The organism is Micromonospora sp. WMMA1947 (assembly GCF_027497355.1).
Lineage (GTDB): Bacteria > Actinomycetota > Actinomycetes > Mycobacteriales > Micromonosporaceae > Micromonospora.
This window is the reverse complement of record NZ_CP114909.1, coordinates 130,461-142,750: the sequence shown is the minus strand read 5'-3', so window position 1 is coordinate 142,750 and position 12,290 is coordinate 130,461. Positions and strand designations below refer to the sequence as shown.

General features: G+C 71.8%; 13 protein-coding genes. 8 read left to right on the top strand and 5 right to left on the bottom strand.

Translation table 11 applies throughout. From position 1 onward, the window contains the following. The first annotated feature begins 55 nt into the window (after nucleotides 1-55). The 3 genes from O7604_RS00690 to O7604_RS00680 all read left to right on the top strand — a co-directional run bounded on the left by O7604_RS00690 (nucleotide 56) and on the right by O7604_RS00680 (nucleotide 2,758). Nucleotides 56-1,195 (top strand): ABC transporter permease, encoded by a 1,140-nt coding sequence (locus O7604_RS00690; protein WP_281578550.1) that lies wholly within the window; start codon nucleotides 56-58, stop codon nucleotides 1,193-1,195. Continuing rightward, nucleotides 1,192-1,875, top strand: a complete 684-nt coding sequence (locus O7604_RS00685) for an ABC transporter ATP-binding protein (RefSeq protein WP_281578549.1) — start codon at nucleotides 1,192-1,194, stop codon at nucleotides 1,873-1,875. The genes O7604_RS00690 and O7604_RS00685 overlap by 4 nt, the downstream gene beginning before the upstream one ends. A 76-nt stretch (nucleotides 1,876-1,951) precedes the next feature. Continuing rightward, nucleotides 1,952-2,758: an XRE family transcriptional regulator gene (locus tag O7604_RS00680; RefSeq protein WP_281578548.1), complete on the top strand. Its 807-nt coding sequence runs from the start codon at nucleotides 1,952-1,954 to the stop codon at nucleotides 2,756-2,758. 40 nt (nucleotides 2,759-2,798) lie between these two features. On the opposite strand, the gene O7604_RS00675 is transcribed toward O7604_RS00680, so the two are convergent. Continuing rightward, complete coding sequence (locus tag O7604_RS00675) at nucleotides 2,799-3,362, bottom strand: hypothetical protein (RefSeq protein ID WP_281578547.1); 564 nt, start codon at nucleotides 3,360-3,362, stop codon at nucleotides 2,799-2,801. A gap of 272 nt (nucleotides 3,363-3,634) precedes the next feature. Here O7604_RS00675 and O7604_RS00670 point away from each other — a divergent pair, with 272 nt between their 5' ends. Next, nucleotides 3,635-4,384, top strand: a complete 750-nt coding sequence (locus O7604_RS00670; protein WP_281578546.1) for an ABC transporter ATP-binding protein — start codon at nucleotides 3,635-3,637, stop codon at nucleotides 4,382-4,384. Then, nucleotides 4,381-6,849, top strand: coding sequence for an FtsX-like permease family protein (locus O7604_RS00665; protein ID WP_281578545.1), 2,469 nt, complete (start codon nucleotides 4,381-4,383; stop codon nucleotides 6,847-6,849). The genes O7604_RS00670 and O7604_RS00665 overlap by 4 nt, the downstream gene beginning before the upstream one ends. An 8-nt stretch (nucleotides 6,850-6,857) precedes the next feature. Here O7604_RS00665 and O7604_RS00660 read toward each other — a convergent pair whose 3' ends face one another. Both O7604_RS00660 and O7604_RS00655 read right to left on the bottom strand, forming a co-directional pair. After that, a complete protein-coding gene (locus O7604_RS00660) occupies nucleotides 6,858-7,622 on the bottom strand; it encodes an aminoglycoside adenylyltransferase domain-containing protein (protein ID WP_281578544.1) in 765 nt (254 codons plus the stop codon). A gap of 67 nt (nucleotides 7,623-7,689) precedes the next feature. After that, nucleotides 7,690-7,899, bottom strand: coding sequence for a hypothetical protein (locus O7604_RS00655; RefSeq protein WP_194800765.1), 210 nt, complete (start codon nucleotides 7,897-7,899; stop codon nucleotides 7,690-7,692). A gap of 128 nt (nucleotides 7,900-8,027) precedes the next feature. Here O7604_RS00655 and mraY point away from each other — a divergent pair, with 128 nt between their 5' ends. Continuing rightward, entirely contained in the window at nucleotides 8,028-9,131 is a 1,104-nt protein-coding gene (gene mraY / locus O7604_RS00650) for a phospho-N-acetylmuramoyl-pentapeptide-transferase (RefSeq protein ID WP_194800766.1), read from the top strand. Between the two features lie 17 nt (nucleotides 9,132-9,148). On the opposite strand, the gene O7604_RS00645 is transcribed toward mraY, so the two are convergent. Beyond that, complete coding sequence (locus tag O7604_RS00645; RefSeq protein WP_281578543.1) at nucleotides 9,149-9,637, bottom strand: MarR family transcriptional regulator; 489 nt, start codon at nucleotides 9,635-9,637, stop codon at nucleotides 9,149-9,151. Nucleotides 9,638-9,645: 8 nt separating this feature from the next. Continuing rightward, on the bottom strand, nucleotides 9,646-10,893 hold the full coding sequence (locus O7604_RS00640) for an NAD(P)/FAD-dependent oxidoreductase (protein ID WP_281578542.1): 1,248 nt from the start codon (nucleotides 10,891-10,893) through the stop codon (nucleotides 9,646-9,648). 91 nt (nucleotides 10,894-10,984) lie between these two features. Here O7604_RS00640 and O7604_RS00635 point away from each other — a divergent pair, with 91 nt between their 5' ends. Both O7604_RS00635 and O7604_RS00630 read left to right on the top strand, forming a co-directional pair. After that, nucleotides 10,985-11,368 (top strand): PadR family transcriptional regulator, encoded by a 384-nt coding sequence (locus O7604_RS00635; RefSeq protein WP_043325311.1) that lies wholly within the window; start codon nucleotides 10,985-10,987, stop codon nucleotides 11,366-11,368. Continuing rightward, the gene (locus O7604_RS00630; RefSeq protein ID WP_281578541.1) at nucleotides 11,365-12,261 is read left to right on the top strand and encodes a hypothetical protein; all 897 of its coding nucleotides are present in this window, start codon (nucleotides 11,365-11,367) and stop codon (nucleotides 12,259-12,261) included. The genes O7604_RS00635 and O7604_RS00630 overlap by 4 nt, the downstream gene beginning before the upstream one ends. The last annotated feature ends 29 nt before the right edge of the window (nucleotides 12,262-12,290 follow it).

Genomic DNA, 12,290 nt, shown 5'->3' with positions numbered 1-12,290 from the left:
TTTCGGCCCGCGAAGTGCCGCCCTGCGCCAGACGCGGGCACGGGCGCCGGCGGCGATGGTGGAGTCGTACCGCTACCACCGCCGGAAAGGACAGGCCGAGGCCGTGTTCGTCGCCTGGAGAGACCTGAAGTTCGCCAAGGGGCGCTTCGCCCTGATGGGGACCGTCATCGTGTTGATCACCCTGCTGGTCGGGCTGCTGTCCGGGTTGACGGCTGGACTGGGCCAGCAGAACATCTCCGCCATCACCGGCCTGCCCGCCGACAGGATCGCCTTCCAGGCGCCCGGCGAGGGCCAGGACGTGTCGTACTCCAACTCCACGGTCACCGAGAAGCAGTGGCAGCAGTGGGCCGATGCCCCCGGAGTCATCGGCGCCGAGCCGCTGGGCATCACCACGACGCGGGCCACCGCCGGAAACAGGAGCGTCGGCGTCTCCGCCTTCGGAGTCCAGCCCGGCTCCCGCCTTGCTCCCGACAGCGGCCGGATCGACGACCGCTCGGCGGTGCTGTCCACCAAGGCCGCCGACGACCTCGGGGTGCAGGCCGGCGACTCCGTCACCCTCGCCGGGCGGCGACTGACAGTGGCGGCCGTACGGGGCGACGCCTCCTTCAGCCACACCCCCGTGGTGTGGATCAGCCTGGGTGTGTGGCAGAAGAGCGCGCCTCCGACCGGCACCGGTGACGGCAGCCGGACGGCCACCGTCGTCGCCCTGACCACCACCTCGGAGGCCGATCCGGGAGCCACCGACCGGCAGGCGGGCACCAGGACGGTCTCCGTCTCCGACTCGCTGTCCGCGATCGGTTCCTACACCTCCGAGAACGGCTCCCTGCAGCTGATGCGCGGCTTCCTGTTCGTTATCTCCGCCCTCGTCATCGGGGCCTTCTTCACCGTCTGGACCATCCAGCGCAGCGGCGACGTCGCAGTGCTCAAGGCACTCGGCGCCCCCACCGCCAACCTCCTCAAGGACGCCCTCGGACAGGCCGTCGTCCTGCTCGTCGGCGGCACCCTGCTCGGCACCGGCATCGCCGCCGCACTCGGCGCCCTCGTCGCCGGGTCCACGGTGCCGTTCCTCCTCACCCCGGTGACCGTCCTCCTTCCCGCGGCCGTGATCGTCGTCCTCGGCGCCCTCGGCGCCGCTCTGGCCATCCGCCGCATCACCTCCGTCGACCCGCTGACCGCCCTGGGGAGCGCCCGATGAGCCTAAACCTGACCGACATCACCCTCACCTACCCCGACGGCGAGGGCCGCCTGACCGCCCTCGACCGCGTCACCCTGGACGTACCCAAGGGCAGCCTGACCGCCGTGATCGGTCCCTCCGGCTCCGGCAAGTCGAGCCTCCTCGCGGTCGCCGCGACCCTCATCACGCCCGACTCCGGCACCGTCACCATCGACGGCACCCCCACCACCGGATTGATGCGGAGCAAACTCGCCGACCTGCGCCGCCACAAGATCGGCATCGTCTTCCAGCAGCCCAACCTGCTGCCCTCCCTCACCGCTGCCGAGCAGCTCCAGGTCATGGCCCAGATCGACGGCCGCCCGCCGGCCAGAGCCCGTACCCGCGCCGTGGAACTCCTCGACGCGGTCGGCCTCGCCGGCCAGGCCGACCGCCGGCCGCACCAGCTCTCCGGCGGCCAGCGCCAGCGCGTCAACATCGCCCGCGCCCTGATGAACGACCCCACCGTCCTGCTCGTCGACGAACCCACCAGCGCGCTCGACCACGAACGCGGCGCCGCCGTCATCGACCTGATCACCCGCCTCACCCACCAGCAGAGCACCGCCACCGTCCTGGTCACCCACGACCGCACCCACCTCACCGCCGTCGACCAGGTTGCCGAAGTCCACGACGGCCGACTCCACCTTCCGGCACCAGCCCGCTGAGGTACGGCCGGGAGGAGCTGATGTGCCTCCGAACTGGTGGGAGCCGACTGGGCTGTCCGGACCGTAGGCTGGGACTGTGCGGACACTGCCGACGTTCGCGGTGCAGGTGAGGCGACTGGCGGAGCTGCGAGGCATCGACGTCAGCTCCCTGGCCCGTCGGGCGGCCGTTCCGGAGCCGCTGATCACGGCGGTGCTCGACGGCACCGAACCGGACCCGTCACTGCTGCGCCGGCTTGCCCCCGCACTCGGCCTGCACGCCGGCGACCTGTTCGTCATCGCGGGTCGGCCCGTGCCTCACGACCTCGCTCCGCTGGACCCGGCCGCTGCCGACGGCATCGCTTCGCTGTCTTGGTCCTTGACGTATCTGCCACGGGCCGTACGGGAACTGCACCAGCTTGTGCGGTCGTTGCCCCAGCAGCCCCGCCCAGAGCCGTCCTCGGCACCGCGGTATCAGCAGTACCCGAACAATCCCGGCGGCCTGATGCTGCGCCTGCTGCACAACCGCAACCTGAACTGGTTCGGCTCCGCCAAGTACCTGTTCGGTATCGGCCGCCGCGACATGCTGTCGGCGTCGACGATCGGCATGATCGGACGCGGCACGAAGACCTTGACCTCGGACCTGCTCGTCGGTTTCGCCGCATTTCTCGACATCTCGGCCGACGACCTCGGCGCGCTGACCGGCATCGATCTGGCCGACGACCGTCCGCCGGTCCATCCGGACGCAGCCGAGGTCGCCCATCTGATCTGGAACGCCCGCCGCCTGACCGTCGGCCAACTCCAACTGGTCCGCGATCGAGCACACGCCATCCGCCACGAACGCGCCGACGAACTCAGTCCTGAACGGCGATGCACCTGCCCCGGACGTCCCTCGCTTGCGATCTGAAACGCGCGGCAGCGCCTGCGGGCGCCGGTCAATCCGTCGCCTATGCGCAGTAGTCGCAGCGGCCCGACGCGGGCAATTCGGTGTGGCAGGTCGGGCAGCGCGGCCGAGGCGCAGGCTCCGTAGCAGCCCTGCGAGCTGCCCGGCGCGCGGCCACTTCCTTGGTCAGCTCAGGTCGGCCGCCATCGGCAGGCAGGCCGACAGCGTCGTAAGCTCGGTAACACAGCAGGCGATGCCCGGCGGCGTAAACCTCGATATCCTCGCCCGGAGGATCCACAACGGACTTCGGCGCCCTGGCATACCCCTCGCCTATCGTCCCGTCCTGACGTACACACAGCGACGTAAGCGGCGGCTCACCGGCGGCTTTCGCCAGGATGGCAACCTCTTCCAGGAGCTTCCCGATCCAGTTGGTCAGCAGCATGCGCGTGCGGATGCCTGACCGCTCCTGCACGAGGTCGCCGAGCTCCTTGTACTTGATGACGTCGTTGTACCGGCGTGCCCTCGTGACCAACTCCTCGTGGGCGAGCGGTGCCCACGTTCTGAGCGCTTCCACGAACGCTACGGGGGAGTTGTCCGCCACGCGATAGGTGCCTGGCTTCGTCGTCACACCCCGACCCTATGGCTCTCGGCAGTCGAAGTCGAAGGTCGCCGCGAGGAGTCCGGTCACGAGCATGAGTAAACGGTCGAGCTGCGCGGGCTCAGTGCCTATTCGGCACGCCCGCCACGGTGCCTGCTGCCGCATGGAGGAATCGTCGGGGTCGTAGGTAGTGCCTGCTGTACCCGGACCGGGCAGCCCGCGGGATGGTCCCCGCTACCCCAGCTCAATAGCGTTTCTGGTGCGCGCAGTTCCTGCCGATGACACGGAGAGAGGCCACCAGAATGGGACAGACCGTCGAGCCGGCGGTACGCGTCGAACACGTCACCCGCGTGTACGGCACCGGCCGCAACCAGGTGACCGCGCTCGCGGGCGTCGACGTCAGCTTCGACCGTGGGACCTTCACCGCGGTGATGGGACCGTCGGGCTCCGGCAAGAGCACGCTGTTGCAGATCGCGGCCGGGCTCGACCGCCCCACGAACGGCCGGGTGGTCCTCGGCGGCACCGACCTGTCCGGGCTGTCCGAGACGCGCCTGACCGAGCTGCGGCGTACTCGGATCGGGTTCGTCTTCCAGGCGTTCAACCTGATCGGCGCGCTCACCGTCGAGGAGAACATCGGGCTTCCCCTGCGGCTGGCCGGCGTGCGCCCGGACCGGGCCTGGCTGGCCCACGTCGTCGAGCGGGTCGGCCTCGCCGACCGGCTGCACCACCGGCCGGCGGCGCTGTCCGGCGGTCAGCAGCAGCGGGTGGCGATCGCCCGCGCGCTGGCCACCCGCCCCGAGGTGATCTTCTCGGACGAGCCCACCGGTGCCCTCGACTCGCGGACCGCGGCGGAGGTGCTCACGCTGTTGCGCGCGGTCGTGGACGAGCACGGGCAGACGGTGGTGATGGTGACCCACGATCCGATCGCCGCGTCGTACGCGGATCGGGTGCTCGTGCTGGCCGACGGTGCGATTGTCGCCGACCTCCCGCAGCTCGGCGCCGTCCGTATCGCCGAGCACCTGGCTTCGCTGGACGGGCGGGTCCTCCGATGACCGGCCTCGCCGCCCGCCTGCTGCGGCACCGCACCGGCCCCGCCGCCGCGACCCTGCTGGCCCTGATCGTCGGCGTGCTGATCCTGGTGGCGATGGGCTCGCTCGTCGAATCGGGGCTGCGGTTCCGCCCGGAGCCGCGGCTCTGGGCGAGCGCCGACGTGGTCGTCGCCAACCGCACGATCAGCCAGACGTTCCGGGAGTTCGACGGCGAGACCACCACGAGCACGGTGACGCTGCCCGAGGGTGGCACTGTGGACGCCGGCCTGGTGGACCGGATCCGCCGGGTGCCGGGCGTCACCGCAGTCACCGGCGACGACCGGGTGCTGATCGGCTCACCCGCCGCCGTGGGACACGGCTGGGACACGTACGTCTTCACCGGTCGTCCCCTCGCCGCCGGCGCCGCACCGCAGGCCGACGACGAGGTGGTGGTCGACACCCGGCTCGGCGTGGCGCCCGGCGGCCGCATCGACCTGGTCGTCGGTGGGGTCGGCCGGTCGTACCGGGTGAGCGGGACCACCGAGACCGGCTCGGCGGCGGTGTTCTTCACCGACGCGCAGGCCGCTCGCCTGTCCGCGCACCCGGGCCGGGTGGACGCGATCGGCGTACGGATGGCACCCGGCGCCGACGTCGGCGCGGTGCGCGAGATCGCGTCGGCGGCCGGCGCCACGGCGTACGCCGGGAAGGACCGCGGAAACGCCGAGCAGTCGGACCACCTGGCCGCCCAGAGCCTGCTGGTCGGGGCCGGGGCAGCCTTCGGCGGGTACGTCGTCCTGCTGATCGTGTTCGTGGTGGCCGGCACCATCGGGCTGTCCGTCCGGCACCGCCGCCGTGACCTGGCGTTGCTGCGCGCGGTCGCCGCCACGCCGGGGCAGGTGCGCCGCATGCTGGTCGCCGAGGCCACGCTGCTCGCCCTGGCCGGCTCCGCGATCGGCGGCCCGGCCGGCCTGCTGGCCGCCCGCTGGGTGCACGGCGAACTGGTCGGGCGCGGGTTCGTGCCGGCCGGCTTCCCGATGGCGGGCGGTCTGTTCGCGGTGCCGGCCGCCATCGGTACGGCCGTCCTGGTGGCGGTGGTCGCCGCGCTGATTGCCGCACGCCGGGTCACCGCCATCAAGCCGGTCGAGGCGCTCGGCGAGATCGCCGTCGAACCCCGGCGTGGCGGCCCGGTACGGCCGATCGCCGGCGTGCTGACGCTGACGGCGGCCGGCAGCGCCGGGGCGTTCACGCTCGGCGCCGGGTCGGCCGGGGCGCTGGCCGGCGCGGTCGGCATGCTCTACCTGTTCGTCATCGCGGTGGCGCTGCTCGCACCGCACATCAACGCGTACGCGGCACGACTGCTCACCCCGGTGCTGCCGCGCATCTGGCGGACCGGCGGCTACCTGGCCGCGGCCAACCTGCGGGCCAACGCGCAGGGCATGGCGACCGTCCTGACCGCCCTCGTGCTGTCCGTGGGATTCGGCGGCTCGGTCTGGTTCCTGCAGGACAACCTGGAGCGGCAGACCGCCACGCAGAGCAGCGCCGGAACCCTCGCCGAGCGGGTGCTCGTCGCTCCGGGCGGACTTCCCGGGGACGCGGCGCGGGAGATCCGCGAGCTGGCCGGGGTGCAGGCGGCCACCGGGGTACGCCGCACCCAGGTCGTGGTGCGGGCGCTCGGCGGCATCGAGCCGGTAGCCGCGCTGTCCGTCGACCCGGCCGGCGTGACGTCGACGATGGACCTCGCCGTGCGCAGGGGCACCCTGGCCGACCTGGGTGCCGGTACCGTCGCCCTGTCCACCATGCAGGCGTCCTCGTCCGGCTGGGACGTCGGCGACAAGGCGGAACTCTGGCTGGGCGACGGCACCCCGGTCACCTTGGACGTGATCGCGATCTACGACCGTGGCCTCGGTTTCGGCGACGTCACAGTGGCCGCCGAGACGGTCGCCGGGCACACGGCGGCGAACACCGTCGACGAGGTGCTGGTCCGCGGCGGCCCGGACGCCGGCGCCGCGCTGGCCACGTGGGCCGCGGCGCGGCCCGGCACCGAGATTCTCGACGCCGCGACCCGTACGCGCCTGCTCGGCACCGATCTGGCGCTCGGGGCCTGGCTGAACCGGCTGCTGATCGGCGTGATGGTCGGGTACGCGGCGCTGGCGGCGGCCACCACGATGGTGATGGCGGCACTGGCCCGCCGCCGCGAGCTGGCGTTGCTGCAACTGGTCGGGGTCACCCGGCGTCAGATTCGCGGGATGGTCCGGGCCGAACAGGCGGGGCTGCTCGGCACCGCGGTGCTGATCGGCGCGACGATCGCGGTGCTGACGCTGAGCGCGATCGTCAACGGACTGACCGGCAGTCCGATCCCGTACGTGCCGCCGCTCGGGTGGGCGGCGGTGCTCGGCGGTACGGCGCTGCTGGCGCTGGTGAGCACGGTGTGGCCGGTCCGGCGGCTGCTCAGCGCTCCGCCGATCGACAACATCGGCCTGAAGGAGTAGGAGCGGTGTCACCGCCTGTCGGGTTCCTCGGCCAGGATGGCGGCGCTGACCTCGTGCACGAACGCCCGGACCTCGTCGAACCGGCCGGGATCGCTGTCCTGGCCGGAGTCGTACCACCAGTCGCGTGCCCAGAAGATCAGGTCCGCCCATCGCGGGAGGGCGGCGGCGGTCCGCTCGGCGGCCTGCCGCTTGGACAGTTGCCGCCCGTCGCACATGCGCTGGTAGGCCCGGCAGAGCGTGAGCACCGCGTACGACTGGGCTCCGGGTGGGGTCATCTCGAGTACCCAGGTCGGCCAGTCGCGGACGTGGTCCCGCAGAGCGGCGCGCACGAGGCCGGGGTCGGCGGCGGGCAGCAGCTCGCCGGCCGGCGGTCCCAGCAGCGTACGGCCGTAGTCGTGCACGGCGGCCCAGGTCACGACGCGGTGGGTGGTGGCGGGCAGCAGGTGCAACGACTCCCCGGGACTGATCCGGGCGATCATGTGGTCCCGGCCGGAAACGGCGCGCACCGCGGCCAGTGACACGTACTCCACCTCGATCCGGCCCGCCCACAGCGGGTGCCGCCGCTCGAGGTCCGCGTGCAGGTCGGCGAGGACGTCGAGGAGCTTCTCGTCCGGGTCGTCGGTGAGGACCGCGAGCAGGTCGAGGTCGCTGCGGTTCACGTCGAAGTCGCCTGTCACGAGCGACCCGTGCAGGTACAGGCCCAGCAGCCTGCCCGCCAGCGTGCGGCGCCACGCCTCGCGGAGGTCGGAGAGAACGGTGTCGGGTGGGACCACCAGGTGATCGTGCGCGACGGGTCGACGCGGGGCCACCGATAAAACCGGCCCGCACCGCCGGTCGTGCCTAGGTGCTCGGCGGGTTGCGGTGCCGCTCGGCGAGGCCCGACGCGACCTGCCGCTGCGCGTCGTGCCGGTGCCGGTCGGCGCCGGCCTGGCGAACCGCAGCCGAATCCTCGTCCGACGGGCGCCTCGTCCGGTCGCGCCGGGCGACGAAGACGACGAGCGCGAGCACCACCACCACGATCACCGCGATCGACACCAGCATCGTTCTCATGCCGTCGACGCTACGGCCTACGCGCCAGCCTCGGCGTGGTGACGGTCAGGGGGCTGCTCCGTCCGCCGCCGGATGGCAAGCTCACGTCTCGTGACCGATGAGAATCCGGAGCTCGTGGAGGTACGCCGGTGAGGGCTGTCATCGTCGCGGCCGCTGTCGCGTTCGTCATCTCCCTGTTCGGCACGCCGGTGGCGGTTCGCGTCTTCACCGCGCTGAAGGCCGGTCAGCCGATCCGGTCGATCGGGCTCGCCAGCAACGAGCACAAGGTGGGTACGCCCACGATGGGCGGCGTCGTCTTCATCGTGGCGACGGTCCTCGCGTACGTCGCCGGGCACCTCGCCCTGACCACGCTGCCCGAACGGCAGATCGCGCAGGAGGGGCCGACCATGACGGCCCTGGTGCTGCTCGGGTTGTTCGTCTTCTGCGGCGCGGTCGGCTTCTTCGACGACTTCCTCAAGGTGCGCCGGCGCAACTCCGACGGACTGTCCGCCAAGGGCAAGCTGCTCGGCCAGGCGCTCGTCGGCGGCGGGTTCGGCGTGGCCGCGCTCTACGTGCCCAGCACCAACGGCCAGACCGTGGCCAGCGAGCACATCTCGCTCATCCGCGACATCAGCTGGCTGGACGTCGGCAAGGTCGGCGCGGTCATGGTCTTCATCTTCGTGATCACGGCGATGTCCAACGGCGTGAACCTCACCGACGGCCTCGACGGCCTCGCCACCGGCGCGTCGATCCTGGTGCTCGGCGCATACTCGCTGATCGGCTTCTGGCAGTACCGGCACTGGTGCGCAGATGACGGGTACGCCCGCGTGAACGAGTACTGCTACCAGGTCCGCGACCCGCTGGAGATCGCCATGATCGCGGCCGCCGCGGCCGGCGCCTGTGTGGGCTTCCTGTGGTGGAACACCTCCCCGGCGCGGATCTTCATGGGTGACGTGGGCGCGCTCGGGCTGGGCGGCCTGATCGGCGGGCTCGCGGTGGTGACCCGTACGACGCTGCTCTCGATCCTGATCGCCGGGCTGTTCGTCATCATCACCACGACCTGGGTGATCCAGATCGTCTCGTACCGCACCACCGGCAGGCGCGTCTTCCGGATGGTGCCGCTGCACCACCACTTCGAGCTGGCGGGCTGGAGCGAGTCCACCATCGTGGTCCGGTTCTGGATCGTGGCCGGTGTCTGCGTCGCCGCCGGCCTGGGCCTGTTCTACTCGGACTTCCTGGCGACCGTGGGATAGCGGCGCGAGACGCCGGCTCAGACGGGCCGTTGCGCGGTGTCGCCGTCGCGGAGGTGATCTAACTCGGCGAGGTACATCGCCTGCAGGCGGTCGTGGTGCCGGACCAGCAGCCGGACCTCCTCGGCGCTGTAGCCCTCGACGAGCCGTCCCGCCCGCTCGGCGAAACGCTCGTACGGCCGCTCCAGGTCGGCGATCCGCTCCGGCCGTATGGTGACGACGACGCGCCGCCGGTCGGCCGGGTCGCGTTCGGTCGTCACGTAGCCGGCCTGCTGGAGTCGGCGGAGCATGCTGGTGACCGCACCGGTGGTGAGGTTGGTCCGCTCGGCGATCTGCCCCGCGGTGGCGGAGCCGACGTCCGCCAGGTGGTCCAGGCATTCCAGGTCGCTCACGGCGAGGCCCAGCCGCTCCGCGATGGCGTACCGGAACACCATGGACAGCCGCGATGTCTCCCGCCCGGCGCGCATGAGATCGGCGACCGCGGAGGCACGGGCCGGATCGTGGGACATGGGGGCAATCATGCCTCCGGCACGGTGACCCGGTGCAGCCGAGGTAGCACGCGCGTCAGCACCCAGTGCGGTGCGGCAGCGCCGCCGGTGAGGCGGTGCATCAGCTTGGCGGCACTGTCGACGGCGTGGAAGGCGTACGGCACCATCTCGTCCTGGTATCCGGCGATCGCCTCCTCGACCGGTGTGCCGTTCCGCCGGGCCTCGACCAGCTTGTGGCCGAGCAGGGCGGCGTCGCGCAGCGCGGTGTTGCCGCCGTGAGCGCCGAACGGCGGCATGACGTGCACGGCGTCGCCCATCATCGTCGCCCGGGGCACCGTCCACCGGTGCGGGCGCCGGCCGGTGGCGAACAGGTTGAGCACCGTGGCGTCCAGTTCGGCCGTGTCGACCAGCCGCCGCACGAGCGGGTGGAAGTCGATGCTCTTCCGGGCGGCCACGTGCCACAGCGCCCGCAGGTCCCCGCGGACGCGGTCGGGCAACTCGTCCCGGCGGAGCAGCAGCGCCCACATGACGTAGTCGTCGCCGGTGGGGGCGTAGCTGCCCGGGGCCAGGCGGATGAACGCCTCCCGTGGGCTCTCGCCGAACCGCATGGAGGTGAAGAAGAAGGCGCTGCCGGGCCGGTCGGCGATGGCGAGGACCCCGCTGGTACGCAGCGCGTCGGGGATGACGCTCGCGCCGTCTCGCCGCAGCGGCGACCGGCCGTAGATGCCCGCCATCGGGGTGTCCGCCGGGTCGGCGTCCGGCATGAGCTGCGCGCGCAACGCCGAGCCGACGCCGTCCGCGCCCACCACGACTGTGGCCGCGGCGGCGCTGCCGTCGGAGAACCGCAGCCGCAGCCCGGCCGGGCCGCCGCTGTCCACCGCGACGGCGTCCTTGCCGTAGTGGATGCGCCCGTTCAACCCGGACTGGAGGATCGACCGCAGGGTCAGCCGGTCGACCTGGCGGGTCGCGCCCGGCTCGTCCTTGAACGTGATGGTGAAGGCGTCCCGCAGCCGGCTGTTGGTGAAGCGCAGGTGACCGCCGGGCTCGTCGCCGGTGGCCAGCGCCAGGTGGTAGAGCGAGCGGGGCAGGCCCTCACGAAGCGCCTCCAGCCCGTACCGGTCGAGAATGATCCGGTAACCCTGCCGCCGGATGAAGGGGCCCGGGTCCCGCTCGTAGACGTGTACGTCGATGCCGGCGCGCGTCAGGTACTGGGCGAGGCAGAGGCCGGAGAGGCCGGCGCCGGCGATCGCCACCGAGAAGTCCGTCGATGTGCTCATGCAATTACCTTAATCATTAAGATAATTTGGGCAAGTGTCACTGTGAACAGTCACCTTGGACGGATACTCAAGTTGGTTGTATATTCGGCTCATGGGATCGGCTTCGCGTCCCGCGCTACGGGAACCGTCGTACTTCGTCCTCGCCGCTCTGCTCGGCGGGCCGCTCCACGGCTATGCCGTGATCAAGCGGGTCAAAGAGCTGTCCGACGGGCGGGTGACCCTCGCCGCCGGATCGCTGTACTCCGTGATCGACCGGCTGCTCGGCGAGGGCCTCGTCACCGCCGACGGTGAGGAGATCGTCAACGGGCGTGCCCGTCGCTACTACCGGCTCACCGACGAGGGCTGTCTCGTACTCACCGAAGAGGCCGACCGGCTCGCCCAGGCCGCCCGGGTGGTCATGGACCGCCTGCCGCGCCGGGTCCAATCGCAGGCAAGTGCCCGTCACCCTTCTACCGCGAGGATCAGACCAGCATGAGTTCCGATGTCCTGGAGAAGCGCTACCGGATGCTGCTGCGGGCCTACCCCGCCGACTACCGCCGCGAACGCGCCGACGAGCTGATCGACACGCTGATCGGCGACGAGCCCACCATCCGTCGCTGGCCCAGCGTCCGGGAGGCGGCCTCGCTCGTCCGGGGCGGCCTGAGGGTGTACGGCGGCGGCACCGCGCCCCGGCCCACCGCCGTGCTGTTCTGGCAGGGCATCCACCTCGGCGCCATCGCGGTGCTGGCGCTGGGTGTCCTCATCGGCCTGGACGACATCGTCGAGGCGTTCCAGTTCGGCGGACTCTCGGACCCTCTGACCGTCCTGCGGAATCAGGGCATCCACGAGATCGTGCTGATCGCCGCGCTGGTGGCGCTCGTCGCGGGCCGTGCCCGTACCGCCGCCGTTCTGGCGGTGGCCGCGGCGGTGGTGCCGACCGTGATCTCGCAGTACCTGTTCCTCAACGGCCTGCCGCAGTGGTGGGCGCCGGTTGTCGCCGCGCCGCTGATCGTGCTGGGCCTGCGGCGCCCGGCGGACGTGCCGCCGGCACCCCGGGCCAACGCCGTCCTGGTCACCGCCGGCATCCTCGCCCTGCACCTGATCCCGGCGGGCGGCCTCCGCATGGTCGACACGGGCCCGCGGATCGCCGCCGCCGCCATGGTGGTCGCCGGGGTGGCCGCCTTCCTGTGGGTGGCGACGGCCGACCAGCGGCTGCTGATCGCGGTCGTCCCCACCCTGCTGCTGGGCACGCTGCACCAGCTGGACAACTCCGGGATGACGGGGGAACTGCTGCGCCGGCCGGACGCCCTGCCGTCGCTGGTCGTCGCGGTCCTCATGGCTGTCGTCGCGATCGTGTCGACGCGGCAGCGGCAGCGCACCCGCGCCTGACGGCGGGCGGGCGGTCCGGTCACGGCCGG